Raw genomic sequence first — 27,000 nt, 5'->3', positions numbered from 1 at the left:
CCGGGCCGATTCAGTCCTGCTCGGGGCCACCCGGCGCCGGGTCGAGGATTTCGGCCAGCAGCCGCCGGAGGATCTGCGGACCGCGCTCGGTCAGCACCGACTCGACGTGGAACTGGATCGATCGCGCGCCGGCCAGGCGCAGTGCGTGCACGGCGCCGGTGCGTGCGTCCCGCAATATCCCGATCTGTTCCGGCCCGCCGTCACGCACCGTCGCCACGTGAATGGCATTCACGCGGCGGCGTGCGGCGGAGGGCGCGTCGCTCACGGCCACGAAGGTGTTGTAGAAGCCCACCGTGCCGAAGCCCGGGACGCGCCGCGGCACGCCCTGGGCCGGCTCGGTCAGCCGGCGGATGGGCAGGCCGCACTCGTCGGCGAGCACCTGGTGGCCCAGGCACACGGCGAGCATCGGGGTGCGCCGCTCCAGCAGCCGCCGCACGATCCCGTGCAGCGCGTCGATGCGCGGGTCGGTGCGGTCGCGCGGGTCGCCCGGCCCGGGGCCGACCACGACCGCGTCGTAGCCGTCGCGCAGCTTGGTGTCCACGTCAACCGTCAGGCCCAGCGACTCGGTGAGCCGGGCCAGCATCGCGGTGAAGTCGTCCTCGGCGTCCACGACCAGCACCCGGCCGGACAGCGGCGGCAACGCGACCGGGCGGCCGAGCCAGAACGGGGACAGGCCGGCGTTGCGCCGCCGCAGGGCGCCCTCGACGTTGGGGAGGGCTGCCCGCGGTACCACCGCGGGGTCCTGCTCCTGACCCAGCGCGGCGAGCAGCGCGGCGGCCTTGACCCGCGTCTCCGCGGCCTCCGCGGCCGGGTCGGAGTGGCGCACCAGCGTCGCCCCGACGCCGATGACCAGGCCGCCGTCGGCGTCGATCTCGGCGGTGCGGATGATCAGCGCCGCGTCCAGGGTGCCGGGGCCGAGCAGCGCGACCGCGCCGCCGTAGTGGCCGCGGCCGGTGCCCTCGCGGGCGGCGACCACCCGGCAGGCGGCGGTCAGCGGGCTGCCGGTCACCGTCGGGGCCGGCATCGTGGCCCGCAGCACCTCGGCCGGCCCGAGCGCGGTCGGCCCGTCGATCACGTACTCGGTGTGTGCCAGCCGGGACATCGGCCGCAGCCACGGCCCGCGCAGCCGGGCGCCGCCCGGGCACACCCGGGCCATCATCTTGAGCTCCTCGTCGGCGACCATGTACAGCTCCTCGGTCTCCTTGCGGTCGGCGAGGAACCGGCGCAGCCCACGGGCGGTCGGGCCGCCGGGCGGGTAGCGGTAGGTGCCGCTGATCGGGTTCATCGCGGCCACCCCGCCGGCGAGGCGGGCCTGCGCCTCCGGGGTCGCGCCGAGCAGCGTCCGGCCGTTGCAGTGCACCAGGAACGTCCAGTAGGCGCCGCGCTCGGCCAGCAGCAGCCGGCGGAACGCGGCCAGCGCCAGGCGCGCGGAGAAGCCCGGGACCCTCGCGCGGTAGGCCCGGCGGATCACGAAGTTGGAGCCGGTGCCGCCGCCGATGTCCTCGGCGACGACCCGCCGCACGATCGCCGCGTAGGCCTCGTCGTCGAGGTCGAACCGGCCGCCCTCGACCCGCACCGGGTCGCGCGGCAGCAGCTCGAGGGCCTCGGCCACCGGCAGGTCGGCCCGCTCGGCGGTATCGAAGGCGAGCAGCGGGGTGCCGTCCTCGACGCAGGTCAGGCCGGCGTCGGCGATGGTGCGGTACGGCAGCGCGGCCACGATCTCGGCGGTCACGGGGACGTCGGGCAGTGCGCCCATGGGCGCCCCGGCGCGGATCTCCACCCGGTCGCCCCGGTGGATGAGCGCGAACGCCTCGGTGCTCCCGGCGGCGATTCGGTCCAGCAGCGGCATCATGGTCCCCACGCTGGCAGTCCCCGCGCGTGGGCGGCCACTACTCATTGAGGTAGTGGGCCGTGTCCGCCCCCGTGGCTAGCGTCGGCGACGTGGCTCACAACGACACCTTCGCCCGCCGGGTGCGGCTCGATCGCCTGTACCGCAACGGTTCCGGCGGCCTCCTCGTGGTCCCGCTCGACCACCCGGTCAGCGGCGGCCCGATCCTCCACAGTGGATGCCACGGCAGCCTCGACCGGCTCGTCGGCGAGCTCGCCGGCAACGGCGCCGACGCCGTGGTGCTGCACAAGGGCGCCCTGCGCCACGTCCGGCCCCGCTGGTTTCGCGACCTGTCCCTGATCGTGCACTGCAGCGCCGGCACCGGCCTGTCCGACCCGGACGACAAGGTGCTGGTCTGCGGCGTCGAGGAGGCGCTGCGGCTGGGCGCCGACGCGATCAGCGTGCACGTCAACGCGGGCGCCGCGACCGAGCCCCGGCAGCTGGCCGACCTCGGCGCCGTCGCCGCCGCCTGCCAGGACTGGGGCGTGCCGCTGCTGGCCATGGTCTACGCCCGCGGCCCCGGCATCACCGACGGCCGCGCCCCGCGCCTGGTCGCGCACGCCGCCGCCATCGCCGCCGAGCTCGGCGCCGACCTGGTCAAGACGGCGCTGCCGCGGGCCGGGGCGGACCTGTCGGCGATCTTCGCCGACTGCCCGATCCCGGTGCTCGCCGCCGGCGGCGACGCGCAGGACGGGCCCGCAACGCTCGGCCTCCTCGCCGACGCCATGCGGGCCGGTGCGGGCGGGATCGCCGCCGGCCGGCTCGTGTTCACCAACCCCGACCCGGCGTCCGTGCTGCGCAAGCTCGCCGCCCTCGTCCACGACCGCGCCCCGGCCCACAGCCGGTGAGCGAAACCACCGATCGTTCCCGACCGCGTCCCGGTGCCGAGCCGGTGAGCGAGACCACCGATCGTTCCCGACCGCGTCCCGGCCCACGGCCGGTGAAAGGAACTACCACCGTGAAACAGTGCTGGCTCGACATCCGCTCCGCCGACGACGCCGTGAAGTCCGCCCTGTGCCAGGAGGCCATCCACCGCGGCTTCGACGCGATCGTCGCCGCCGACCCGGCCGACCTCGAGGGCCTGCCGCCGACCGTGACCCGGGTGCTGCTGCCCGGCCCCGGCGGCGTCCCGGCCGAGCGTCCGGCGCACGTCGACCTCGTGCTCGGCACGAAGGACGGCGCCTACGTCGAGGTGGTCGACGCCGAGACGCTGGCCGAGGCCTGCCAGAGCGTGCTGCGCGACCCGGTGACCGTGCTGCGCTTCGCCGACCCGACCAACATCCCGCTGGAGATCGTGCTGGCCGCGGCGGCCGACGCCGGCGGGGTCAGCATCACCGTGCTGGACCGGCCCGAGGAGGCCGCCGTATTCCTCGGCGTGCTCGAGCACGGCCCGGACGGGGTGATGATCGCCCCCACCGCCCCCGGCGAGGCGGGCCGGCTCAAGGACGCCGTCGAGCGCCGCTCGCCCGACCTCGAGCTCACCGAGCTGACCGTCACCGGCATCACCCACGCCGGCATGGGGGAGCGGGCGTGCGTGGACACGTGCACGTACTTTGCCCAGGACGAGGGCATCCTGGTCGGCTCGCGGGCCAAGGGCATGGTGCTGTGCGTCAGCGAGACGCACCCGCTGCCGTACATGCCGACCCGGCCGTTCCGGGTCAACGCCGGCGCGATCATGTCCTACACGCTCACCGAGGACGGGCACACCCGCTACCTCAGCGAGCTGCGGGCCGGCGGCGTCGTGCTGGCCGTCGGGGCGGACGGGCGGACCCGGCCGGTCGTCGTCGGCCGGGTGAAGATCGAGACCCGGCCGCTGCTGTCCATCGACGCCGTCGCCGACAGCGGGGAGACGGTCAACCTGATCGTGCAGGACGACTGGCACGTGCGGGTGCTCGGGCCGGGCGGCAAGGTGCTCAACTCGACCGCCCTGCGCCCCGGCGACCGCCTGCTGGGCTACCTGCCCCAGCGCGAGCGGCACGTCGGCTACCCGATCGACGAGCTGTGCTACGAGCAATGATCGTCGACTTCCACGCGCGCCTGAGCCCCGGCCCGGGCGCGCTCGACGCCCTCCTCGGGGCGCTGGACTCGGCCGGGGTGGGCCGGGCCGCGGTCTGCGCCGGCGGCCTGGTCGACCTCGACCGGCTCTCCGTGCAGATCGTCGACGGCGGGCGGAGCGAGGCACGGGCCGACAACGAGGGGGTCCGCCGGGCGTGCGCGGCGTCCGGCGGCCGGCTCGTGCCGTTCTTCTTCGCCGACCCGGGCCGCGACGCCGCCGAGTACGCCACCGTGGCCGCCGGCTACCGCGGCCTGGAGATCTCCCCGGCGGTGCACGGGTTCCGGCTCGACGACCCCGGCGTCGACGAGCTCGCCGCCGTCGCGGCCCGCCACCGCCACCCGGTCTACGTGGTGTGCCTGGGCCGCCCGGGCACCCGCGCCGAGGACCTGGCCGCGCTGGCTGGCCGGCACCCGTCGGTCACCTTCGTGTCCGGGCACTGCGGGCACACCGGCCTCGACGCGGCCGGCCTGACCCGGCTGGCCGGCGTGCCCAACGTCGCCGTCGAGCTGTCCGGCTGCTTCACCGCCGTGGCCCGCCTGGCCGTGCGCCGCCTCGGCGCAGACCGGGTGCTGTTTGGCACCGAACATCCCCTGCAGCACCCCGCCGTCGAGGTGGCCAAGCTGCGCGCGCTCGGCCTCCCGCCGGGCGAGCACGCGCTGGTGGCCGGCGGCAACGCGCTGCGCCTGCTGTCCTTGGAGGAGCGATGAACCTGCCCCAGATCGGCGACTGGGCCGACTTCGAAGGCCTCGCCCGGTTGCAGCGCGACCGCGTGCCGGCCGTCCTGGCCGCGGCCGAGCGCTCGCCGTTCTACCGCAAGCGCGGCGTCGGGCCGCTGGAGGAGCAGCCGCTCACCACCAAGCAGGACCTGCGCGACGCCTACCCGTTCGGGATGCTCGCCGCCGACCGCGCCGACCTGGCCACCTACCACGAGTCCAGCGGCAGCACCGGCGACGCGACCGCCTCCTACTACACCGAGGCCGACTGGGTCGACCTGGCCGAGCGCTTCGCCCGCAAGTGGACCGGCATCACCGCCGCCGACACCATGCTGGTGCGCACCCCGTACGCGCTGATGATCACCGGGCATCTCGCCCACGCCGCCGCGCGCCGGCACGGGGCCACCGTCGTGCCGGCCGACAACCGCTCGCTGGCCACCCCGTACTCCCGGGTCGTGCGCCTGCTGCACGACCTCGGCGTCACGCTCACCTGGTCGCTGCCGACCGACGCGCTGCTGTGGGCGGCCGCCGCCCGCGTCGCCGGCTACCGCGACTTCCCGGCCCTGCGCGCCCTCTTCGTCGGCGGCGAGCCGGTCGGGCCGGCCCGCAAGGCCCGCATCGCGCGGGTCTGGGGCGCGCCGGTGGTGGAGGAGTACGGCGCCACCGAGACCGGCAGCCTGGCCGGCGAGTGCGAGCACGGCACCATGCACCTGTGGGCCGACCGGGCGATCTTCGAGGTCCAGGACCCGGCCACGGGCGAGCTGAGCCCGCAGGGCCGCGGGCGGCTGGTCGTCACGCCGCTGTTCCGCGAGGCCATGCCCCTGCTGCGGTACGCCATCGAGGACGAGGCCGAGGTGTCGTACCGCGAGTGCCCCTGCGGCTGGCACCTGCCCGCCGTGCGCATCCTGGGCCGCTCGGCGTTCGCCGCCGGGGAGCTCACCCAGCTGGGCCTCGAGGACCTCGTCTTCGGCCTGCCCGACGACTTCGGCGTCTGGTTCTGGCGGGCCCGCGCCGACGGCGGCCGGCTGCGCGTCGAGATCGAGGTGGCCGACCGCTGGCGCACCGCGGCCGTGCACACGCTCGGCGCGGCCGTTCGGGCCGCCTACCCGGCCGTGGAGACCACCGTCGTCCCCGTCCCGCCGGGCGGCCTCGTGCCCTTCCGGATGCTCACCGCGCCGGCCGAGGTGATGAAGCCGCGCGGGCTGTTCGGCCCGGGCGAGGACTGGGACGCCGCGCTGCAGTACTACTAGGAGACCCCGATGAGCATTGACGTGGCGATCGTGGGCGCCGGGATCGGCGGCCTGACCGCGGCCCTCGCCATCCCCGGCCGGTGCACGGTCCTGGAGCGCGCGCCGGCCCCGGCCGCCGACGGCTTCGGCATCCAGCTGCCGCCCAACGCGACCCGCGCGCTGGCGGCGCTCGGCCTCGGCCCGGCCCTGGCCGCGGCCTCGGTCCGCCCGGTCGCCCGGGAGCTGCGCCGCTGGCGCGACGGCGCCCTGATCGGCCGCATCCCGCTCGGCGTGGAGGTGCAGCGGCGCTACGGCGCGCCGTACCTCGCCATGCGCCGCGCCGACCTGGTCCGGGTCCTGTTCGACGCGCTGGCGCCCGGCACGGTCCGCTTCGGCGCGCACTGCGTCGCCGCGGCGCCGGACGGCACGCTGAGCCTGGCCGGCGGGGCCACGGTGCGGGCCGGTCTCGTCGTCGGCGCCGACGGCCTGCGCTCCGCCGTCCGCGGCGCCCTCGCCGGCCCCGGCGACGCCGCGCGGCCGATCGGCCTGACCGCCTTCCGGGCCGTGCTGCCGGTCGCCGACCCGGCGCCGGTGGTCACCGTGTGGCTCGGCCCAGGGCGGCACGTCGTCGCCTACCCGGTGCCGGGCGGGCTCAACGTCGTGGCCGTCACGGCCGGGCCGCTCGACGGCGCGTTCGACGGCTGGCACGCGCCCGTGCGCGACATGGTCCGCGCGGCCGGGGCCGCCGCCCACGAGATCCGGGTCCGGCCGGCGCTGCCGGCCTGGCACCGGGGGCGGCTGGTCGTGCTCGGCGACGCGGCCCACCCGATGCCCCCGTTCATCGCCCAGGGCGCGGCCCAGGCCATCGAGGACGCGGCCGCTCTGGCGTCCACGCTGGACGACCTGACCGCGTTCGAGGCGGCCCGCCGGCCGCGGGCCGAGCGGATCGCCGCGGCGAGCACCGCCGGCGGCGTCGAGCACCATCTCCCCGACGGGGCCGAGCAGCGCCGCCGGGACCAGCGGATCGCGGCCTCCGGGCTGCCCGACCAGGATTGGTTGTACTGCCGATGATTCCCACCATCGCCCCCTATGCGATCCCCGTGCCGCGGCGCGAGGGCCCGGCCCCGTGGCGGGTCGAGCCGCACCGCAGCGTGCTGCTCATCCACGACATGCAGCGGTACTTCGTGGACCGCTTCGCGCCGGACCTCTCGCCCGGCCGCGAGCTGCTGGCCAACGTGACCGCCCTGCGCGCGGCGTGCGCGCGGCGCGGGATCCCGGTCGTGTACACCGCCCAGCCGGGCCGGATGACCCGGGCCGAGCGCGGGCTGCTCCACGACGTGTGGGGCCCCGGCATGACCGACGACGAGCAGAGCCGCGGCATCGTGCCGGCGATCGCGCCCGGCCCGGCCGACGTGGTGGTGACCAAGCACCGGTACAGCGCCTTCCACCGCACCAACCTCGGCGTGACCCTGCGCGCGCTGGGCCGCGACCAGCTCCTCGTGTGCGGCGTCTTCGCCCACCTGGGCTGCCTGCTCACCGCGTGTGACGCCTACGCGCACGACATCCAGCCGTTCCTGGTCGCCGACGCGATGGCCGACTTCACCGCGGCCGACCACGCGATGGCGCTGGACTACGCCGCCCGCAGCTGCGCCGCCACCCCGACGACGGAGACGGTGCTGGCCCGGCTGGCCGGGGTCCCTCAGGCCGCGGGCTCGAGCCGGGCGTAGCGCGGGGTAGTCGACGGGGGCGGTGGTCGGTGCCGCCGCCCCCCGCGTCGCCGGGGTCGGCGCTGCTGAGATGGCCCCGAGAATCCCCAGGTGGGTTCGAGTGTGGTGCCCAACGGCCACGCCCCGATCGCGATCAATACCGCCCATTGATGGCGCAAGTCGGCACCGTCGCGACCAGTTGCAACAATGCGTGCAAGTATTTCGTATCGATGTCAGTATCTTGCGGCCGTCTGTCGGGCGGGTTACGGTTCCCGTCGACCCTGGAGCCGCCGCCAACCTCCGGAGTCCGCCGTCACCCCGCCACGCCCCCCTCTGGAGCAGTCATGGCCGCACGCCGGCTGGCCGCCGCATTCCTGCCACCCCTCCTCGCGATAGGCGCCGCCGTCGCCATCGCGAACACCGCCGCCGCCGACGAGACCACGGTCTCCGTCGACACCTTCCGCACCGGCTGGGACCAGAACGAGCCCGCGCTCGGGCCGTCCGCCGTCTCCGCCGCCGACTTCGGGCAGCTCTTCGCCACCGACCTCAACGGGCAGATCTACGCCCAGCCGATCGTGGCGCAGGGCACGCTCATCGCCGCCACCGAGAACAACTGGATCTACGGGCTCAACCCGCAGACCGGGGCCATCGTCTGGTCCCGCAGCGTCGGGCCGGCCTGGCCCGCCTCGGCGATCGGCTGCGGCGACCTGGTGCCGAACATCGGCATCACCAGCACGCCGGTCTACGACCCGGCGACGCAGTCGGTGTTCTTCACCGCCAAGGTCAACGACGGGCCCGACGCCAACCGTCCGCACTTCTACATGCACTCGATCAACCCCACCACCGGGGCCGAGCGCAGCGGCTGGCCGGTCACCATCCAGGGCTCGCCGACCAACGACCCGGGCAACACCTTCAACCCGAAGACCGCGGCCCAGCGCCCCGGCCTGCTGCTGCTCGACGGCGTCGTCTACGCCGGGTTCGCCAGCCACTGCGACTACGGCCCGTACGTCGGCTACGTCGCCGGCGTCAAGACCACCACCCCCGCCATGTCGACCCTGTGGTCCACCGAGGCCGGCCGCTCGACCGGCATGGGCGGCATCTGGCAGTCCGGCAGCGGCCTGGTCTCCGACGGATCCGGCCGGATCATCGTGTCCACCGGCAACGGCGTGTCACCCGCGCCCGGCCCCGGGAACAACCCACCCGGAACCCTGGCCGAGTCGGTGATCCGCCTGCAGGTCAACGGGGACGGCTCGCTGTCCGCCAAGGACTTCTTCAGCCCGGCCAACAACGGCAAGCTCGACCAGGACGACACCGACTTCGGCTCGGGCGGCCCGGTCGCGCTGCCGGCCCAGTTCGGCACCCCGGCCCACCCGCACCTGCTCGTGCAGACCGGCAAGGACGGCCGGGTCTTCCTGCTCGACCGCGACAACCTCGGCGGCATGGGCCAGGGCCCGGGCGGCTCGGACGCGTCGCTGGTCCCGGCGGCCGGGCCGTACAACGGCGTCTGGGGCCACCCCGCGGTGTGGGGCGGCGACGGGGGCTACGTGTACCAGGTCGAGAACCAGGGCTTCCTGCGCGCCTTCAAGTACGGCGTCAACGGTGCCGGCCTGCCCACCCTCACGTCCGCGGCGACCAGCCCGTCCACCTTCGGCTACACGTCGGGCTCGCCGGTGGTGACGTCCAGCGGTACCACCTCGGGCTCGGCGATCGTCTGGGCGGTCTACAGCGACGGCTCCACCGGCTCGAACGGCCAGCTGCGGGCCTACGACGCGCTGCCGAACGGCAACCAGCTCCGCCTGCGCTACTCCGCGCCGATCGGCACCGCGACCAAGTTCGTCGTGCCCGCCACCGACAACGGCCGCGTCTACGTCGGCAACCGCGACGGGCGCATCTTCGGCTTCGGCCGGCCCACCACCGCCGCGCTGACCGCCACGCCGACCGACTTCGGCAACGTCGCCGTCGGCGCCACCGGGAACGCGACCGTCACCGTCACCGCGGCCCGCGCGGTGCGCATCACCGCCGTGAGCGCCGCCGCCCCGTTCGGTGTCACCGCGCCGGCGCTGCCGGTCAGCCTGAACACCGGGCAGACCCTCGCGGTGCCGGTGCGCTTCACCCCGACCGCGCCCGGCGGGGCCGCCGGCAGCCTCACCTTCACCACCGACGCCGGCAACGTCGCGCTCGACCTGCACGGCAACGGCACCCAGCCCGGCCTCGGGGCGACGCCGTCGGCGCTGACCTTCGGCACGGTGCCGACCGGGGCGAGCAAGACCCTCGGCGTCAGCATCACCAACACCGGCACGAGCGCGGTGACCATCACCGGCTCGACCGCCCCGGCCGCGCCCTTCACCGCGAGCGGCTTCCCGGCCAACGGCAGCACGCTCGCGGCCGGCGCCTCCGTGTCGGTCACGGTGAAGTACACCCCGACCGTGGCCGGCAACCAGACCGGATCGCTGAGCATCGCCAGCAGCGCAGGCTCGGTCACCGTGCCGCTCAGCGGGACCGCCGTCACCGGCGCCGCCCACCTGAGCATCACGCCCAACCCGGTGGCGTTCGGCTCGGTCGCGGTCGGCACCACCGTCACCCAGACCTTCGACATCGCCAACACCGGCAACATCGCGCTGACCATCACCAAGGCCGCCCCGCCGGTCGGTGCGTTCAACACCTCGACGCCGATCTCCGAGGGCCAGCAGCTCTCGCCGGGCGACATCATCCACCAGACCGTCACGTTCAGCCCGACGGCGCAGGGCGCCCAGTCGGCGGTCTACTCCATCACCGGTGACGACGGCCAGGGCGCGGTCCTGGTCCAGCTGACCGGCACCGGCGTGCCCCCGACCAGCACCACCAACCTGGCCGCCGGCCGGCCCGCCACCGCCCAGACGACGCAGGGCGGCTACCCGGCGAGCAACGTCACCGACGCCGACGCGAACTCCTACTGGGAGAGCGCCAACAACGCCTTCCCGCAGTGGATCCAGGTCGACCTGGGCGCCCAGGCCGCCGTGGGCAAGGTGACCCTCCGCCTGCCGCCGCCGACCTCCTGGGCCGCCCGCCGGCAGACCCTGTCGGTGCTGTCCAGCGTGGACGGATCGACCTGGTCCACGGTCGTGGGCTCGGCCGACTACCTGTTCGACCCGGCCACCGGCAACACCGTGAGCATCGCGTTCCCGTCGGTGAGCGCCCGTTACGTCCGGCTGAGCATCACCGGCAACACCGGATGGCCCGCGGGGCAGCTGTCCTCCTTCGAGGTGTACGGCACGAGCGGCGGCACGGCCACCCTGGCCCTCAGCCCGTCGCGGCTCGACTTCGAGGACACCACCGTCAACGCCAACAGCGAGTGGCAGACCGTGACCGTCACCAACACCGGCACGGCCCCGGCGACGGTCCAGTCGGTCACCGCCTCGGGCGACTTCACGGTCACCACCACGTGCGGCAGCAGCATCGCGCCGGGGGCGAACTGCACGGCCACGGTCACGTTCCACCCCAGCGCGGCCGGTTCGCGCACCGGTTCGCTGGTGGTGAGCAGTACCGCGACCAACGCCACGGCGACGGTGGCGCTGTCCGGCACCGGCGTCGCGGCCGCGGGGACCAACCTGGCCCTGCACCGCACCACGACCCAGTCGTCCAACACGCAGAACTACGGGTCGGGCAACGTGGTCGACGGGGACACGGGCACGTACTGGGAGAGCGCCAACAACGCCTTCCCGCAGTGGGTCCAGGTCGACCTCGGCAGCAGCCAGACCGTCGGCCGCGTGGTGCTGCGGCTGCCGCCGTCCGCGTCCTGGGCGACCCGGACCCAGACGGTGACCGTCACCGACGCCACCACGGGCGCGGTGCTCGTCGCCTCGCGGCAGTGCACCTTCGACCCGGCCTCCGGCAACGCCGTGACCCTGACGTTCGCCGGGACCGCGGTGCGTAACCTGCGGGTCACGTTCACCGCGAACACCGGCTGGCCGGCCGGGCAGCTGTCGGAGCTGGAGGTGTACTCGTCCTGAGGTAGCTCGGGTCCGCCCTCATCCCGCTCCGGGTGAGGGCGGACCATCCTCGGGCGCGGGAGCCTGGGACGGTGCGTCGCTCGATGATCGCGCCCGTCGCCCGGGCTCTTCGCGCGTTTTCGGTCCGGCCGGGGGCAGGGCGCCGCTCGATGGTCCCGTCCTCACCCCGGGCGCTGCGCGTCGCGTCCGGGTTGCTCGCCCCGATCCTCGCCGCCGGGCTGCTCGGCGGCTGCACGCCCGCGCCGGCCAGGGCGAGCGGCAAGCGGCTGCCCGGCATCGACCCGACGGACTTCCACCACGGGGCGGCCGACCCGTCCGGCGGGGCCGACGGGTACGTCCACGTCTCGACGATCGCCAAGCACCTGGACATCCCGTGGGGGCTGGGGTTCCTGCCGGACGGCAGCGCCCTGGTCACCGAGCGCAGCACGCTGCGCATCCTGCACGTCACCCCCGAGGGCCAGGTCACCCCGGTGGCCCGGATCACGGAGGCGACCGCCGACAACGAGGGCGGGCTGCTGGGGCTCGCGGTCTCCCCGCAGTACAAGACGGACCGGACGGTCTTCGTGTACTACACCACGAAGGACGACAACCGCGTCGCCCGCCTGCGCCTGGACGGCCGCTCCCGCCCGCAGCCGATCCTCACCGGCATCCCGAAGGGCGGCATCCACGACGGCGGCCGGCTCGCCTTCGGCCCCGACGGCTACCTCTACGCGAGCACCGGCGAGGCCTCCCGCACCGAGGCCGCGCAGAACCTGTCCATCCTCGGCGGCAAGATCCTGCGCATGACCACCGACGGCAAGCCGCCGCCCGGCAACCCGTTCCCGCACTCGCTCGTGTGGTCCTACGGCCACCGCAACCCGGAGGGCATGGCCTGGGACGCGAACGGCACCATGTACGAGTCCGAGATCGGCCAGGCGGTCTGGGACGAGCTCAACATCATCCGCCCCGGCGGGGACTACGGCTGGCCGATCGTCGAGGGGATCGGGCACAACCCGAAGTACATCGACCCGGTCGTGGCCTGGCACCCGGAGGTCGGCGTCAGCTCCGGCGTGGCGATACTCGGCGAGACGGCCGTCGTGACGTGCCTGCGCGGCCAGCGCATCTATCTGGTACCGCTGGGCAAGGCGATGGCCCCGTCACCCGCGCCCTCCGCCTCGTTCGACGTCACGGCCAGCGTGCAGTGGCGCCAGGGTGTCGGCGTGCGCGGCCGCCCGGTCGAGGCGCTGTTCGAGAAGTACGGCCGCCTGCGCACCGCCCTGACCGCCCCCGACGGCAGCGTCTGGATCACCACCTCGAACCGCGACGGCCGCCGGCCCGGCGGCCCGACCGCGGACGACGATCAGATTTTGCGCCTGACCCTCGGCCCCGGCTGACCCGCCGGTGGTTAGGCTTCGCGCATGTTCACGGAGCTGCCGAGCTGGCTGCTGACCCAGACGGCGGCCCACGCACACCGCCTGGTCGCCGAGGGCCTGGGCGCGGCCGGCGCGCGCGGCTACCACTACCGCGCCCTGACCGCCCTGGACCGCGAGGGCCCCGCCAGCCAGGCCGACCTGGGCCGGCGCAGCGGCATCCACCTGAGCGACCTGGTGGCGACCCTGAACGAGCTGTCCGACGGCGGCTACGTCGAGCGCACCCCGGACCCCTCCGACCGGCGCCGCAACGTCATCACCATCACCCCGCCGGGCCGCCGCCACCTGCGCCGCCTGGAGAAGCAGCTGGCCCGCGTCCAGGACGACCTGCTCGCCCCACTGGCCCCGGACGAGCGCGCCCAGCTGACCGCCCTGCTCACCCGCCTGCTGGCCCACCACGGCGGCCCACAATAGGGCTGTCCCACCCCGGTTATGCAACGGCCTCTCAGGGACCTCGACATCCGACAGTAGGACGGTTGTCCGCGCGAATGCGCGGTTGGCCTTGGCTCCCAGGAAGATCCCGGCCCGGCCCGCGGGACGAGCCGGCTCGGCGCCGCAGTCGGAGCTTCACCGCTGCTGTGTCAGCCGCGGGTGTACGACATGGCCACCGCGCCGCGGTCACACGCCGGCTGGTGGCGGACTTCCACACGTCCGCCACCAGCCGGATCGGCGACACCTACCGCCGGGTTACGGTCGTCTCACCCTGGGCTGGGTGGAGCGGGCCGCAGTCGATGTCCGACGCGCGGCGCCAGGGTCCGAGGTAGGCGTTGCGGAGTAGCCATTCGGTGCTGTTACCACCAGCCGCTGCAGCCGGCGTTGCATGCACGCAGCAGAAGCTTGTGCACGTCGACGTAGCCGCCGCTGGTGGTACCGCCCGGACCCGTCAGGTCGTGGACGTAGCCGTCCTGGCTGACTTGGACATACACATGCTTCGATGCGCTGCGCACCGAGAACGTGCCGTAGTACAGGCCGTCGCCGTCGGGGTCGTTCCAGCTCTTGCACACAGAGGCCGTACCGCCGCCGCCGGCGTACAGCGTCGTGCAGCCGCTGGCCCCGAGTTCGCCGATTCGGACATGGCCCGCAAGTGGCTGGACAGCGAGCGGTTCACCCTCGCCTCGGTCACGGCCTACACCGCTGCCCACGGGTGGCCGGACCATACCGTACGGCTGTCCAACACCCTGTTCCGCTATCTCGACAACGGCTACTACACCGATGCGCTAGTCATCCACCGGCACGCCAACGGCGTGGCGGAGCGCAACGGCGATCACGTCGCGCAGGCCCAGGCGCTGCTCAATCTCGGCGTGACGGAGGCACGGCTGGCTCGCTATGCAGCGGCGGCCGACCACTTCAGACGATCGGTACTGCTGCACCGTCAGGCCGGCGATCTGATCGGAGAGGCCCGGGCGTTGAGCAATCTCGGCAGTGTCGAGCAACGGCTTGGTCGCTACCAGGTGGCCGTCGAGCACAACGAACAGGCTCTGGCGCTGTTCCGAAAAGCCGGCGACGTGATCGGCGAAGCTCGCGCGCTCGACAACCTGGGCTTCACCGAACGACTGCTGGGCCGCTACGAGGAAGCCAGCGCGTACCACGGCCGTGCCTTGGCGCTGTTTCGCGAGGCCGGCGACGTGATCGGCGAAGCCGCCTCACGGGACAACCTCGGCACCGCGCAGCAGCTCCTAGGCCGCTACGAAGCCGCCGAGGAACAGTTCAGTCACACACTTGCGCTGTATCGCGGACTGAACAACCCCCGCGGCCAGGCATGGGCAAAGCACAGCCTCGGCGATCTCCATACCCGCCTGGGCCGGGCCGATGAGGCCGCCGAGCATCACCGGCAGGCCCTGGCCCTCTTCCGTGAGATCGGTGAACGGGACGGCGAGGTGTGGGCGCTCAACGGCCTCGGGGAGGCCGTCCACAACGCCGGCCGACCGTCCGACGCCCTCTTTCACCACCGCAACGCCCTGTTCATCTCGACCGAGACCGGCGCGCGGGACCAGCAGGCCCGAGCCCACCGCGGTCTCGCCCGCGCCCACCACACACTCAGCGACACCACCCGTGCACAGGAACACTTTGCAGCGGCTCTCGCCCTCTACACCGATCTCGACATGCCCGAAGCGGACAACGTACGCACAGATCTCGCCGCCCTGGCAGCGCGTAGCCCCCTTGACGCCTCCGTCCGGGCCTAGAGGTCTCTCCGCCCCGGCGACCGCATCGAGTTCGCGACCCCTCCGCCACTGACCGAGTTCCGCCTCGCCGCGGGGCATCCTGCTGCCGACATCCATGAAGCCTTCCTCAGTCTCGCCATCTGCATCATCACGTACCGACACGTTGTGCGACTTTGTTAGGACCTCTAAGCCGCGCGCCACCGAGGCTGCTTCTCGCCGGCCTTGAGGGTGCACCGCATGAGCGTCCCCGCCGAGGTGTACCCCAGCGCCCCCTCCGGCTTGCAGAACGCCCCGGGATGCACGTTGCCGACCGGCCCGGCCGGCGGCTTCGTGGTCGTCTTCACCGGCGCGGGCTTCGTGGTGGTGTTCACCGGCGCCGGCTTCGTCGTCGTGTTCCCCGGCGCGGGCTTCGTGGTCGTGTTCCCCGGCGCCGGCACCGCGGGCTCCGTGGTCGGCAGCTCCGGCACGCTCGGCACCACCGTGGCGGGGCTCGGCGACGGCGAGAGCGAAGGCGACGGGCTCGGCGAGCTCTCGGCGCTGCCGCTCGGCAGCGCGCCGACCACGGTGTTCGGCTTGGCCGGCGGCTGCGGGGCACAGGCGGCGAGTGCGGCGACAGCAAGGAGCGCGGCAATCCAGCGGCGGGCGAGCATTCCTGCATCATGATCGCCCGGAACCCGGAATGCTTCGCCGTCTCGGCTGCTCCGCAACAGCGACCAGCGATTCGTGCGTGACCGATTGCGTAACGGTCTCAGGCCAGGCGGTAGACGGTGGAGTCGCGCCGCTCGAAGCCCAGGCGCTCGTAGAGCCGGTTGGCCGCCCCGCGGGAGGGGCGGGACGTCAGGTCCACGGTGCGGGCGCCGGCCGCGCGGGCGACGCGGATCGCCTCCTCGGTCAGGGCGGCGCCGACCCCGCGGCCGCGGGCGGACCCGTCGACCACCACGTCCTCGATCCAGGCGCGCAGGCCCGTCGGGATCGGGAAGGTCACCAGGGTCAGGGTGCCCTGGATCGTGCCGTCCACGCGGGCCAGCAGCAGGTGGGTGCCGGGCCACGCGACCAGCGCCCGCAGGGCGGCGGCGTCCAGCGGTGCGGCCGAGCGGGACAGCTGGGGGAGCAGGCGGGCGAAGGCGGCCACCAGCTCGTCGTCGACGTCGCGGGCGGGGAGGATCTCGACGGTCATGCGGCCGACTGTAGTGCGGCCGCCACCAACCGCGGGCGCTATTCCTGCAGGGTGCCGGCCAGCAGGCCGCGCATGAAGAAGCGGCCCAGCAGGACGTAGATGGCCAGGGTCGGCAGGCTCACCAGCAGGGCGCCGGCCATGGCCTGGCCGAAGGGGACGGACTGGCCGCCGGCCACGTTGTTCAGGGCGATGGTCACCGGCCAGGAGTCGCGGCTGGTCATCATCGCGCCGAACATGAAGTCGTTCCAGGACGACGTGAACTGCCAGATGACCGCGACCGCGAAGGCCGGCTTGGACAGCGGTACTGCCAGGTCCACCCAGGTCCGCAGCACGCCCGCGCCGTCGAGGCGGGCCGACTCCAGCAACGGGTCGGGGAGCGAGACGAAGTGGTTGCGGAAGATCAGGGTGGTGATCGGCAGGCCGTAGATGATGTGGATGAGCATCAGGCCGAGCAGGCCCCCGGTGGCGTCTCCCGCGCCGCGCAGACCGACCGCGGTCATGGTCTGCGAGACCGGGATGATGACGGCCTGGTACGGCACGAAGATCCCGAACAGGATCAGCGGGAAGACGACGTTGGACAGCGGGAAGCGGAACTTCGACAGCACGAACCCGTTGGCGCAGCCCAGCAGGGCCGAGATGAGGCTGGCCGGGATGGACAGGGCCAGGGAGTTGCGGAAGCCCGACGACAGCTTGGGCAGCACGGCGCCGAAGTTGTCGAAGGAGAAGCTGGTCGGCAGCTCCCAGATGCGCGTGACGCTCACGTCGGCCGGGTTCTTGAAGCTGGTGACCACGAGCACGTAGACCGGCATGAGGAAGAACGCGGCCAGGGCCCACAGCACGACGTAGCGCGCCACGGTGCGGGCGCGGCTGGGACGCTGCCAGCGTGGGGTCTCGGCGGCGGGGGGTGCCGGCGGCAGCGGCGGCGAGGCCATGTTCTGCGGTGGCACGACGGCGGTTGCGCGGACCATGGGATTACCGCCGTTCCGTACGCAGGCTGTACCAGACGTAGGGGCCGACCGTGAGGGCCACCCCGAGGAGCAGGACCGTGGCGATGGTGGCGCCGCGGTCGTAGAAGCCGCCGTCGAAGGTGGTGAACCACATGTACAGCGACGGCGTGTCGATGCGCAGGTTGCCCTGGTCGAGGGCGTAGAGCAGGTCGAACGTCTTGAGCGAGATGTGCACCATGATGAGCAGCGCGCTGAAGGTCACCGGGCGCAGGGCGGGGCGCACGACGTACCAGAAGATCTGCCGCTCGCTGGCCCCGTCCATGCGGGCCGACTCGCGCAGGGTCTCGTTGATGCCGCGCATGCCGGCCAGGAACAGCGCCATCACGTAGCCGGACAGGGCCCAGCCGGCCGGCAGGGCGACCGCGGCGATCGCCCACATCGAGTTGGACTTGTGCCAGTCGCTGCGCAGGAAGCCCAGCCCGGCCTCGGACAGGAGCTTGTTGATGCCGGCGGTGTCGGCGCCGTCGCCGTTGTCCAGCAGCCAGCGCCACACGATCGCGGTGGCGATGAACGAGATCGCCATCGGGAACAGGTACACGCCGCGCAGGAAGCCCTCGCCGCGCACGCCCCGGTCCAGCAGCATCGCCATGACGAAGCCCAGCAGCAGGGCCCCGCAGACGAAGACGACGGTGAACACGACCAGGTTGCGCACGTCGGCGCGGAAGCGCTCGTCGCGCAGCAGCGCCGCATAGTTGTCCAGGCCCACGAAGTGGTACTTCGGGGAGAGCCCCCGCCAGTTCGTGAACGACACCCGCACGTTCCAGCCCAGGAAGCCGTACACGAAGATGCCGATGAGGATCAGCGACGGCGAGACCAGCACCAGGCCCGGCAGCCAGCGGGGGCCGCGCTGCTTGCGCGGCTTGCGCTGCTTGGGCGCGTAGGCCGGGCGGGCCGGCTCGGAGGAGTGCCGCGCGACGTGCGAGGTGGGGCCGTGCTGGTCGAGCGCGCTCACTGCGTCTCCCGGAACTGCCGCTCGACGGTCTGGGCGAACTTGCCCTCGTCGCCGTGCTGGACGAACAGGCCAAGCGCCGAGTCGATCTCCGCGTTGTACGCGTTGTTCGCCACCACGCCGTGGGTCAGCGAGCCGACGATGCGGGTCTTGGGGTCGCGCCACTGTTGCAGCGCCCACTCGAGGTAGCCCTTGTAGAGGGCGGCGTCGGCGTCGGTGCGCGCCGGGATGGAGCCCTTCAGCGGGTTGAAGAGGTTCTGCCCGTCGGGCGAGCCGCACTCGATCAGCCACTTGCGGGCCAGATCGGGCCGCCGGGCGCCGGTGGGCAGGGTGAAGGAGTCCGAGAGGAAGTCGTACACCCCGTTGCTGCCCGGCGAGGCGACCACGTCGTAGTCGGTGCGGAACTGCAGCTTCTTGGACTGCTCGAGGTACGAGGACGACCAGTCGCCCATCACGGTGTACACGGCCGATCCGGAGAACACCTTGTCCAGCTGCGGCTGCCAGTCCCCGGCGGCGGACTTCACGTCGGACTCGGCGAGCACCTTGGCGTACATGTTCAGCGCGTCGGCGACGTCCGGGGCGAGCCAGCTCAGGCCGCCGGCGAAGAGGTCCTCGTACTTGTCCGGGCCGAGCTGCCCGAGCAGTACCGTCTCCATCAGGTGCTTCTGGCTCCACTCCGGCCCGACGGCGAGCGGGGTCTTCCCCTTCGCCTTGATGACCTCGGCCTGCTGCAGGAACTCCGCCCAGGTCTTCGGCGGCGCGGCGATCCCCAGCTCCTTGAGGGCCTTGGGGCTGTACCACAGGAGATTGGCCCGGTGGATGTTCACCGGCACCGCATAGATCTTGTTCTCGATGGTGAGGTTGTCGACCAGGCCCTTGGGGAACACCTTCGCCCAGCCCTGCTGCCGGTACAGGTCGTTCAGGTCCTTGACCTTGCCCGAGCGCACGTCGTCGAGCAGTTCCAGGCCGGCGTGGCGCTGGTAGGAGTCGGGCGGGTCGTTGGCCAGCAGCCGGCTGGCCAGGATCGCCTTGGCGTTGGAGCCGGCGCCCCCGGAGACGGCGGCGTTGACGAACCGCACGCCCGGGTTGGCCGCCTCGAAGGACTTGGCCATCGCGGCCAGTCCCTCCTCCTCACCCGGCCCGGTCCACCAGGAGTACACCTCGAGCTGGTCGTCGCTCGCGCCGCGCACCGTGAACATCGACAGGGCGGCAAGCAGTGAGACGGCCAGGATCGCCACGATGGCCAAGCGGCCCTTCCACACGCCAAATCCTCCAGGGGTCCACGCGGCGGGCGCTGGGATCTGCATTCAGGACGCGGCGCGGCGACTCCATGTGGCGGGGCGGCGCACGCATGTCGTCCTGGACCGTATTGCGCGTACATACCGGTTGGTGATTGAACCTTAGGTCGCTACCGAGCGTCGATCGGGTACTTACATCCGACGAATGGATGAACTTCCATCACGGTGTAATGGAAGCATCGCTCGCGGTGACGTCTGACGATTCGCAGGTCACGCCCCATGGTGACCCTGCAGAAGGCCCTACGACGACGTGCCGGATGGCGGTTCGCTGTTCACATACCGGTGTGAGGTTGGTTACTGTGGCCCTCGGTGCAACATCCAGCCGACACCTCGGAGGCGACGGTGCCGTACGAGCGTTCACCGGTCCCCGGCGGCGGGGCGGTCACCCTTCTGCACGCCCCCGCCAGCCCCGTTGCAGTCCAGTTCGACGGCGAGATCGACGCTTCCTGGGCCGCCCAGGCGCAGCGCCGGCTCGTCGAGGCCCTCCTGCACCACCGCCCCGACCCCATCGTGATCGACCTTCGTGGCGCCACCCGGCTCGACCCGCGGGTGCTCGGCGCGATCCTGGCCACCATCGACTCCGCCGGCGACCTGGACGTCCCCGTCCAGGTGCTGCTGGGCGCGGCCGATCCCTCCGGGGGCCTGCTCGGCCCCGCCGGCGGGCTACCCGCGCCGCGGTAGCCAGGAGAGCATGGGGGCGAGCACGCCGAGGAGCGGCTCGCCCCAGACGCGCAGGGTCTGCTCCCAGGGGTGGCCCGCGGTACCCATGGAGAAGTCCTCGGTGCCGACGACGTAGTGGTCGCCGTTGGGCACCACCAGCCGGTCCAGTGGCTCGGTGCTGCGGTGCGGCCAGAACCGGAAGGACGCGTGCTCCCGGTTGAGCACCAGCAGCGGCCGCTGCGGCGGCAGCAGCCGCACGAACGCCAGCTGCGCCAGGTCGTTGACGGCCCGCTCCGCCGCGTTGAACTCGGCCTGCACCCGCGCGGTGAAAAAGCCGCTCAGATCGAAGGTGACCGACGGCTCCGGGCCGGCCGGCACGCGCGACCACAGCTCGTCGTAGGTGTCGAACGGAAGCTCTTCCCACGCCGCCACGCGGCCCAGGATATTGGCGGCGGGGCCGATTCTGCTAACAATGTCCGCATGAATCGACTCGGGTGGGCGTTGAGCGCGGCGGGGGCGGCCCTGGTGGTGTGCGGCGGGCTGCCGTTCGCGGTGACCTTCCCGCAGCGGTCGAGCTTCCTGGCCGACCAGGAGCCGAAGGCCTGCGGGCTGGTCGCCCGCTCGTCGCCCTTCGGCGAGGTCACCAGCTGCATCGACCTCGGCCGGCGCACCCCGCCGCTGCCGGGGGACGGGCACGTCTTCCTGCTGCTGGAGACGGCCGGCGGCACGGCCGTGGTCCGGGTCGACTACAAGGGCACCGACGAGAAGACCTTCACCGCCTCCGCGGTCGAGGTGCCGTCGTGGGAGTCGCCCGGCATCTCCCACGAGACCAGCGAACGGATGAAGACCGGCATCGACGGCCGCGGCGGCCTCAAGACGCAGCCGTGGCAGGTACATCCGTAGGGGCAGCCCTACCTTCCAGACACCGGTCCGCGGGCGTGTGGCGGGCCGGTCGCGCGCGGTTCGATCGACGTATGACCGAACACGTCGTCGAACTCGACCGTGTCGCCAAGCGATTCGGCGCCGTCACCGCGCTGGACACGGTGACGCTGGGCTTCGCCCGGGGCACGTTCACCGCCGTGATGGGGCCGTCCGGCTCCGGCAAGTCCACGCTGCTGCAGGTCGCGGCCGGCCTGGACCGCCCGACCGAGGGGGCCGTGCGGCTGGCCGGCACCGACCTCGGCCAGCTGAGCGAGACCCGGCTGACCGTGCTGCGCCGGGACCGGATCGGCTTCGTCTTCCAGGCCTTCAACCTGCTGTCCTCGCTCACCGCCGAGCAGAACGTGGCCCTGCCGCTGCGGCTGGCCGGCCGGCGCCCCGCCCGCCGCGAGGTGCGCGACGTGCTCGCCGCCGTCGGGCTGGCCGACCGGGCCCGGCACCGCCCCGCCGAGCTCTCCGGCGGCCAGCAGCAGCGGGTCGCCATCGCCCGGGCCGTGATCACCAAGCCCGACGTGCTCTTCGCCGACGAGCCGACCGGGGCACTCGACTCGCGCACCGGCCGGGAGGTGCTCGGCCTGCTGCGTTCCATGGTGGACGACCAGGGCCAGACCGTCGTGATGGTCACCCACGACCCGGTCGCCGCCGCGCACGCGGACCGGGTGGTGTTCCTGGCCGACGGGCAGGTCGCCGGGGAGATGGCCGCGCCGACCCCGCAGGCCGTGGCCGAGCGCATGACCGGCCTGGAGACGACGGGCGCGGGCCGATGATGACGGGCATCGCGCTGCGGACGGTCCGCGCGCGCTGGGCCTCGTTCGCCGGGGTCTTCATCGCCGTCGGGCTCGGCGTGGCGCTGCTGGCCACGACCGGGCTCACCCTCGCCTCCAGCGTCGGAAGAACGCGGCATCCGGCCTGGTACGAGCGCGCCGACGTGGTGGTGGCCGGGAACAACAGCATCGCGGTGGTGGTCAGACCCGGTACCAAGGAGGAGTACACCAGCACCACCACGACCAACCGCAGCCGCGCGCTGCCCGCCGACCTGGCGGCGAAGCTGCCCGGCGCCGTCGTCGACCGCTGGCTGCCCGGCGGCGCCCACCCCTGGTCCGCCGCCGCCCTGCACGACCTGCCCGGCGCCGGGCCGGCCCGCGACGACGAGGCCGTGGTGTCCGGCCCGGGCGCGAGCGCCGGCCAGCGCGTCGACGTCGCCGGCCGGGCCTTCACCGTGACCGGCACGGTCGGCGGGCCGCCCGCCGTGTACCTCACCGACAAGGCCGCCGAGGAGCTCAGCGGCGGGCGGATCGACGCGATCGCGGTGCGGGGCATGACCGCGGACCAGGTCCGCAAGGCCGTCGGCGACGGGCCGCGGGTGCTCACCGGCGACGCCCGGGCCGACGCCGAGCCGGACCCGGACGCCGACCTGCTCGCCCTCGCCGCCTCGATGATGGGCACCACGGCCGGCCTGGCCGCGTTCGTCGCCGTCTTCGTGGTGGCGAGCACCTTCGCCTTCGCCGTCGCCCAGCGCCGGCGGGAGCTCGCGCTGCTGCGGGCGGCCGGGGCGACCCCGCGCCAGGTGCGCCGGCTGGTGCTCGGCGAGGCCCTCGTCGTCGGGGCGGTCGCCGGGCTGGCCGGCTGCGGGGTGGGCCTGCTCGCCGCCCCGCCCTTCGCGCACGCGCTGGCCCGGGCCGGCTTCGCCCCGCGCGGCTTCACCGCCGGCTTCGTGCTCTGGCCGCTGCTGGCCGCGTTCGGCGCGGGGCTGCTCGTGGCGCTGTCCGGCGCGGCCGTCGCGGCGCACCGGGCCGGTCGCGTCCGCCCGATCGAGGCGCTGCGCGACGCCACCGCCGACCGGCGGGTGATGACCGTCGGGCGGTTCGTCTTCGGCCTGCTGTTCCTCGGCGGCGCGCTCACGCTCGTGCTGACGGTGTCCGGCGGGGTCGCGGTGATCGCGCTGACGCTGCTGGAGGCCCAGCTGGCCATCACCGGGGTGGCGATCTTCGCCCCGCTGCTCGCCCCCGGCATGGCCTGGCTCCTCGGCCGGCTCCTGCCCGGCATGACCGCCGCCCTGGCCCGCGACGGGGCCCGCACCTCCGTGCGGCGCACCGCCGCGACCGTGGCGCCGATCCTGGTGACCGCGGGCATCGCGGCCAGCACCCTGTCCGGCTCGGCGACGCTGTGGGGCGCACAGGCGCGGGCCGGCGCGGACCGGCTCACCGCGGCCGGGGTGCTGGTGGCGCCCGCGTCGGTGCCGCCCGGCGGGGTGCCGGTGGCCCGCTCCGTGGTGTACGTGAACCAGTCCGACTACGCCAAGCCGTTCGACGCCGTCTTCGCCGGCCCGGGGCTGTCCCGCGTCATGAAGGTGCCCGTCGAGCCGGCCGGCGGCACCGTCGTCGCCGGGCACGGCCTGGCCGCCTCGATGGGCTGGCACCCCGGCGGCACCGCGGACTTCTGGCTCGACGACTCCACGCCGGTGCGCCTGACGGTGGCGGACGTCCTCGCGCCGTCGGCCGACCTCGACGACGCCGTCCTGCTGCCCTGGGCGCTCGGGCCCGGCCGCCCCGACGCGGTCTACCTGCCGGGCCCCGCCACCGGGATCGCCGGTCAGGTGCTGACCCCGCGGCAGTACTTCGCAAGCCTCGAGGCCGAGCAGCGGCGGATGAACGACCTCGCGCTGCTGGCGGTGCTGGGGATGGCCATGGTGTACACGATGATCGGCATCGCCAACACGCTCGTCATGGCGACCGCGGACCGGGCCCGGGACCTGGCCGTGCTCCGGCTGGCCGGCACCACGCCGCGCCAGGCGCTGGCCATGGTGGGGCTGGAGGCACTGCTGTGCGCCGCGGCGGGGACGGCGCTGGCCTGGCTGGTGGCGGGCGGCATGCTGCTGGGCATGGTCCCGCGCCTGCACGACCAGGGCGTCGCCGCGATCATCGTCGTGCCCTGGGACCGCGTCCTCGGCGTGGCGGGGGCCTGCGCGCTGGTCGCGCTCCTGGCCGCGCTGATCCCGGCGGCCTTCGCCCTGCGCACTCCGGCCGCCCGGATGGCGGCGGTGCGGGAGTGAGCGGCGGCGTTGCCCTGCGCACTCCGGCCGCCCGGATGGCGGCGGTGCGGGAGTGAGCGGCGGCCTTCGCCCTGCGCACCCCCGCCGCCCGGATGGCGGCCGGGAGGGAGTGAACGCGCGGAAAGGGTAAAGACGCGCCGTTCGCGGCCGATCGAGGGCTTGTGCTGCTGCGGGCGTACCTCGCCGTGGGCGTGGCGCTGAGCGTCGTCTACTACCTGACGCCCGACTCGCCCCTGCGAACCCTGCTGTGGATCGCGATCGCCGCGTCCTCGGTCGTGGCCGTGCTGCTCGGCGTGGCCGCGCACCGGCCCGCCCGGCCCCTGCCGTGGCTGCTCGTCGCGACCGGGCTGGCCTGCTACGCGGCCGGCGACGGGGTGTTCTACTGGCCCCAGCTCGCCGAGGGCCGGCCGGCCCCCGGCCCGGGGCTGGCCGACGTGCTCTACCTGGCGCTGTACCCCTGCCTGGCCCTCGCCCTGGTCATCGTGGTGCGCCGGCAGAACCCGGGCGGCGACCGGGCCGCGCTCATCGACGGCACCATCGTCACCGTCGGCGCCGCGCTGCTGACGTGGGTGTTCCTCATCGAGCCGTACCTGAGCCGGCCCGGCATCTCCGTCGCCGAACGCATCATTGCGGTCGCCTACCCCTTCGGCGACGTGCTGGTGCTGGCCGTCGTGGCCCGTCTCGGCGGCGGCCGCAGCGCCCGCGGCGCGCCGCTGCGCATCCTCTTCGCCGGCCTCGCCTGCCTGCTCGCCGCCGATGCCGTCTTCACCTGGCAGTCGCTGCGCGGCACCTTCCACGCCGGCGGCTGGCCCGACCTCGGCTGGATCGGCTCCTACCTCGGCATCGGCGGCGCCGCGCTGCATCCGGGCATGCGCCTGGTCGACGAGCGGCTCCCGCCGGCCGGGCCGCGGCTGTCCAGCGGCCGGGCGGCCGTGCTGCTGGCCGTGGCCGCGCTGCTCATCCCGGTCGTGATCACGGTCAAGTCGGCCGCCTCGGCCGAGCTGGCGGTGTTCCTCACCGCCTCCTGCGTGCTGTTCGTGCTGGTCCTGGTCCGCCTGGCCGACGTGGTCGAGGTGCTGCGCGAGGTGCAGCGGCAGCGGGCCGAGGGCCACTTCCAGCGCCTCACCGAGCAGGTCACCGACCTGCTGTCGATCTGCCGGCGCGACGGCGTCGTGCAGTACGTCACGCCGTCGGTGGCGTCGCTGCTCGGCGTGCCGCCGGCGGCCGTGCTCGGCAAGCCGCTGACCGACCTGGTCCACCCCGACGACCGGGACCGGGCCGCCGTCCTGCTCGACACCCGCTCCGAGGGCGGGCTGGTCGGGCCGGTGGAGTACCGGCTGCGGCGGGCCGACGGCGAGTACGTGATCACCGAGACCGTGGGCCGGGCCGTCGACGACGGCGACGAGAGCGGCTATCTGTTCACCACGCGGGACATCACGGAACGCAAGGCGCTGGAGGAGCAGCTGACCCACCGCGCGTTCCACGACGAACTGACCGGCCTGGCCAACCGGGCCCTGCTCGCCGACCGGATCCACCACGCGCTGCAGCGGCGCGGCACGCCGTACCGCCACGTCGCCCTCCTCATCGTGGACCTCGACGACTTCAAGATCGTCAACGACTCCCTCGGCCGGGCCGCCGGCGACGCCCTGCTGCGCACCACCGCCGACCGGCTGCGCTCCTGCCTGCGCTCCGCGGACACCGCCGCCCGCCTCGGCGGCGACGAGTTCGCGATGCTGCTGGAGCAGCTCGACGACGCCGCCGAGGCGGCCCGCGTTGCCGAGCGGGTGCTGGCGACCGTGCGCCGGCCGCTGACCGTCGAGGGCCGGGAAATCCAGCCGCGGGCCAGCGTCGGCATCGCGCTGCCCGACCCGGACCGGCTGCCGGACGCCGACGAGCTGCTGCGCAACGCCGACGTCGCCATGCACATGGCCAAGCGCCAGGGCCGCAACCGCTACGCCTACTTCGACACCAGCATGCACGCCGGCCTGGTGGAGAAGCTCGACCTGGCCGAGGACCTGCGCGGCGCTATCGAGCGGCACGAGCTGCTCGTGCACTACCAGCCCTTCGTCGACCTGTGCGACGGCGCGATCGTCGGCGCCGAGGCGCTGGTCCGCTGGCCGCACCCGGCGAAGGGGCTCATCCCGCCGGACCGGTTCATCGCCCTGGCCGAGGAGACCGGCCTGATCCTGCCGCTGGGCTACGAGGTGCTCGGCGCCGCCTGCCGGGCCGCCGCGGGCTGGCCGGGGCAGCCGCGCATCAGCGTGAACCTCTCCCCGCGCCAGGTGCAGGACCCGGCCGTCACGCTGTACGTCCAGCAGACCCTCCGGCACAGCGGCCTGCCGCCGCACCGGCTGACCCTGGAGATCACCGAGTCGCTGCTCAGCGAGGACGCCGAGGTCGCCGCGAACCGCCTCGCCGAGCTCAAGGCGCTGGGCGTACGGCTGGCGGTCGACGACTTCGGCACGGGCTACTCGTCGCTGTCGCGCCTGCACGCGTTCCCGATCGACATCCTGAAGATCCCCAAGCCGTTCGTCGACGGCGTGGCCCGCGGGCCGGAGCACTCGGCCCTGGCCCGGGCCATCCTCGACCTGGCGCAGGCGCTGGGCCTGCAGGTGGTGGCCGAGGGCATCGAGGACGCCGCCCAGGCGCGCGAGCTGCGCCGCCTGGGCTGCCCGATCGGCCAGGGCTTCCACTTCTCCCGGCCGGTGCCGGAGCCCGGCTTCGCGGCCCTGCTGGCCCAGGGCTCCTTCGCCCCGGTCTAAGGAC

Annotated in this window: 23 protein-coding genes; 16 read left to right on the top strand and 7 right to left on the bottom strand. The window is 73.8% G+C overall.

Annotated elements, in window-relative coordinates; translation table 11 throughout:
• Positions 1 to 10: 10 nt before the first annotated feature.
• Positions 11 to 1,852 carry an anthranilate synthase family protein gene (locus tag AB0M46_RS17830; RefSeq protein WP_363337177.1) on the bottom strand — a complete coding sequence of 614 codons (1,842 nt, stop codon included), beginning with the start codon at positions 1,850 to 1,852 and terminating at the stop codon, positions 11 to 13.
• Between the two features lie 89 nt (positions 1,853 to 1,941).
• Between AB0M46_RS17830 and AB0M46_RS17825 the strand changes: the two genes are divergently transcribed.
• From AB0M46_RS17825 to AB0M46_RS17785, 9 genes are all read left to right on the top strand, one after another.
• Positions 1,942 to 2,736 (top strand): 2-amino-3,7-dideoxy-D-threo-hept-6-ulosonate synthase, encoded by a 795-nt coding sequence (locus AB0M46_RS17825; RefSeq protein ID WP_363337175.1) that lies wholly within the window; start codon positions 1,942 to 1,944, stop codon positions 2,734 to 2,736.
• 110 nt (positions 2,737 to 2,846) lie between these two features.
• Positions 2,847 to 3,905, top strand: coding sequence for a 3-dehydroquinate synthase II (locus AB0M46_RS17820; RefSeq protein ID WP_363337173.1), 1,059 nt, complete (start codon positions 2,847 to 2,849; stop codon positions 3,903 to 3,905).
• Positions 3,902 to 4,651, top strand: a complete 750-nt coding sequence (locus AB0M46_RS17815) for an amidohydrolase family protein (protein ID WP_363337171.1) — start codon at positions 3,902 to 3,904, stop codon at positions 4,649 to 4,651. The genes AB0M46_RS17820 and AB0M46_RS17815 overlap by 4 nt, the downstream gene beginning before the upstream one ends.
• Positions 4,648 to 5,907, top strand: a complete 1,260-nt coding sequence (locus AB0M46_RS17810; RefSeq protein ID WP_363337170.1) for an AMP-binding protein — start codon at positions 4,648 to 4,650, stop codon at positions 5,905 to 5,907. The genes AB0M46_RS17815 and AB0M46_RS17810 overlap by 4 nt, the downstream gene beginning before the upstream one ends.
• A 9-nt stretch (positions 5,908 to 5,916) precedes the next feature.
• On the top strand, positions 5,917 to 6,957 hold the full coding sequence (locus AB0M46_RS17805; RefSeq protein ID WP_363337168.1) for an FAD-dependent monooxygenase: 1,041 nt from the start codon (positions 5,917 to 5,919) through the stop codon (positions 6,955 to 6,957).
• Positions 6,954 to 7,613 (top strand): isochorismatase family protein, encoded by a 660-nt coding sequence (locus AB0M46_RS17800; protein ID WP_363337166.1) that lies wholly within the window; start codon positions 6,954 to 6,956, stop codon positions 7,611 to 7,613. Before AB0M46_RS17805 ends, AB0M46_RS17800 begins: the two co-directional genes overlap by 4 nt.
• Before the next feature lie 323 nt (positions 7,614 to 7,936).
• The gene (locus AB0M46_RS17795; RefSeq protein WP_363337164.1) at positions 7,937 to 11,581 is read left to right on the top strand and encodes a choice-of-anchor D domain-containing protein; all 3,645 of its coding nucleotides are present in this window, start codon (positions 7,937 to 7,939) and stop codon (positions 11,579 to 11,581) included.
• A gap of 149 nt (positions 11,582 to 11,730) precedes the next feature.
• The gene (locus tag AB0M46_RS17790; protein ID WP_363337162.1) at positions 11,731 to 12,954 is read left to right on the top strand and encodes a PQQ-dependent sugar dehydrogenase; all 1,224 of its coding nucleotides are present in this window, start codon (positions 11,731 to 11,733) and stop codon (positions 12,952 to 12,954) included.
• Between the two features lie 24 nt (positions 12,955 to 12,978).
• Positions 12,979 to 13,404, top strand: coding sequence for a MarR family transcriptional regulator (locus tag AB0M46_RS17785; RefSeq protein WP_363337160.1), 426 nt, complete (start codon positions 12,979 to 12,981; stop codon positions 13,402 to 13,404).
• A gap of 377 nt (positions 13,405 to 13,781) precedes the next feature.
• On the opposite strand, the gene AB0M46_RS17780 is transcribed toward AB0M46_RS17785, so the two are convergent.
• Positions 13,782 to 13,994 (bottom strand): hypothetical protein, encoded by a 213-nt coding sequence (locus tag AB0M46_RS17780; protein ID WP_363337158.1) that lies wholly within the window; start codon positions 13,992 to 13,994, stop codon positions 13,782 to 13,784.
• A 69-nt stretch (positions 13,995 to 14,063) separates the two neighbouring features.
• Here AB0M46_RS17780 and AB0M46_RS17775 point away from each other — a divergent pair, with 69 nt between their 5' ends.
• A complete protein-coding gene (locus AB0M46_RS17775) occupies positions 14,064 to 15,173 on the top strand; it encodes a tetratricopeptide repeat protein (RefSeq protein WP_363337156.1) in 1,110 nt (369 codons plus the stop codon).
• A gap of 216 nt (positions 15,174 to 15,389) precedes the next feature.
• A complete protein-coding gene (locus tag AB0M46_RS17770; protein WP_363337154.1) occupies positions 15,390 to 15,815 on the top strand; it encodes a hypothetical protein in 426 nt (141 codons plus the stop codon).
• 85 nt (positions 15,816 to 15,900) lie between these two features.
• Here the strand turns inward: AB0M46_RS17770 and AB0M46_RS17765 are convergent, their stop codons facing one another.
• Genes AB0M46_RS17765 through AB0M46_RS17750 form a run of 4 tightly spaced genes read right to left on the bottom strand, consistent with a single transcriptional unit; the run spans position 15,901 to position 19,547 of the window.
• Positions 15,901 to 16,329 carry a GNAT family N-acetyltransferase gene (locus AB0M46_RS17765; RefSeq protein ID WP_363337152.1) on the bottom strand — a complete coding sequence of 143 codons (429 nt, stop codon included), beginning with the start codon at positions 16,327 to 16,329 and terminating at the stop codon, positions 15,901 to 15,903.
• Between the two features lie 38 nt (positions 16,330 to 16,367).
• Positions 16,368 to 17,297, bottom strand: a complete 930-nt coding sequence (locus AB0M46_RS17760; RefSeq protein ID WP_363337151.1) for a carbohydrate ABC transporter permease — start codon at positions 17,295 to 17,297, stop codon at positions 16,368 to 16,370.
• Between the two features lie 4 nt (positions 17,298 to 17,301).
• Entirely contained in the window at positions 17,302 to 18,288 is a 987-nt protein-coding gene (locus AB0M46_RS17755) for a sugar ABC transporter permease (RefSeq protein ID WP_363337149.1), read from the bottom strand.
• A complete protein-coding gene (locus AB0M46_RS17750) occupies positions 18,285 to 19,547 on the bottom strand; it encodes an ABC transporter substrate-binding protein (RefSeq protein ID WP_363337147.1) in 1,263 nt (420 codons plus the stop codon). Before AB0M46_RS17750 ends, AB0M46_RS17755 begins: the two co-directional genes overlap by 4 nt.
• Positions 19,548 to 19,892: 345 nt before the next feature.
• On the opposite strand from AB0M46_RS17750, the gene AB0M46_RS17745 reads away from it, so the two are divergent.
• The gene (locus AB0M46_RS17745; RefSeq protein ID WP_363337145.1) at positions 19,893 to 20,264 is read left to right on the top strand and encodes an STAS domain-containing protein; all 372 of its coding nucleotides are present in this window, start codon (positions 19,893 to 19,895) and stop codon (positions 20,262 to 20,264) included.
• Here AB0M46_RS17745 and AB0M46_RS17740 read toward each other — a convergent pair.
• A complete protein-coding gene (locus AB0M46_RS17740; RefSeq protein WP_363337143.1) occupies positions 20,247 to 20,675 on the bottom strand; it encodes a DUF2716 domain-containing protein in 429 nt (142 codons plus the stop codon). The genes AB0M46_RS17745 and AB0M46_RS17740 overlap by 18 nt on opposite strands.
• Before the next feature lie 48 nt (positions 20,676 to 20,723).
• On the opposite strand from AB0M46_RS17740, the gene AB0M46_RS17735 reads away from it, so the two are divergent.
• From AB0M46_RS17735 to AB0M46_RS17720, 4 genes are all read left to right on the top strand, one after another.
• Positions 20,724 to 21,146, top strand: a complete 423-nt coding sequence (locus AB0M46_RS17735; RefSeq protein WP_363337141.1) for a hypothetical protein — start codon at positions 20,724 to 20,726, stop codon at positions 21,144 to 21,146.
• 71 nt (positions 21,147 to 21,217) lie between these two features.
• Complete coding sequence (locus tag AB0M46_RS17730; protein WP_363337139.1) at positions 21,218 to 21,949, top strand: ABC transporter ATP-binding protein; 732 nt, start codon at positions 21,218 to 21,220, stop codon at positions 21,947 to 21,949.
• The gene (locus AB0M46_RS17725; protein ID WP_363337138.1) at positions 21,946 to 24,234 is read left to right on the top strand and encodes an ABC transporter permease; all 2,289 of its coding nucleotides are present in this window, start codon (positions 21,946 to 21,948) and stop codon (positions 24,232 to 24,234) included. Before AB0M46_RS17730 ends, AB0M46_RS17725 begins: the two co-directional genes overlap by 4 nt.
• Before the next feature lie 161 nt (positions 24,235 to 24,395).
• Complete coding sequence (locus AB0M46_RS17720; protein WP_363337136.1) at positions 24,396 to 26,996, top strand: EAL domain-containing protein; 2,601 nt, start codon at positions 24,396 to 24,398, stop codon at positions 26,994 to 26,996.
• The last annotated feature ends 4 nt before the right edge of the window (positions 26,997 to 27,000 follow it).

Origin of the sequence: Dactylosporangium sp. NPDC051485 (genome assembly GCF_040682015.1) — a bacterium.
In the GTDB taxonomy this organism is placed as follows: Bacteria; Actinomycetota; Actinomycetes; order Mycobacteriales; family Micromonosporaceae; genus Dactylosporangium.
The sequence above is the reverse complement of the archived record's forward strand: the minus strand, read 5'-3'. Positions and strand labels throughout refer to the sequence as shown.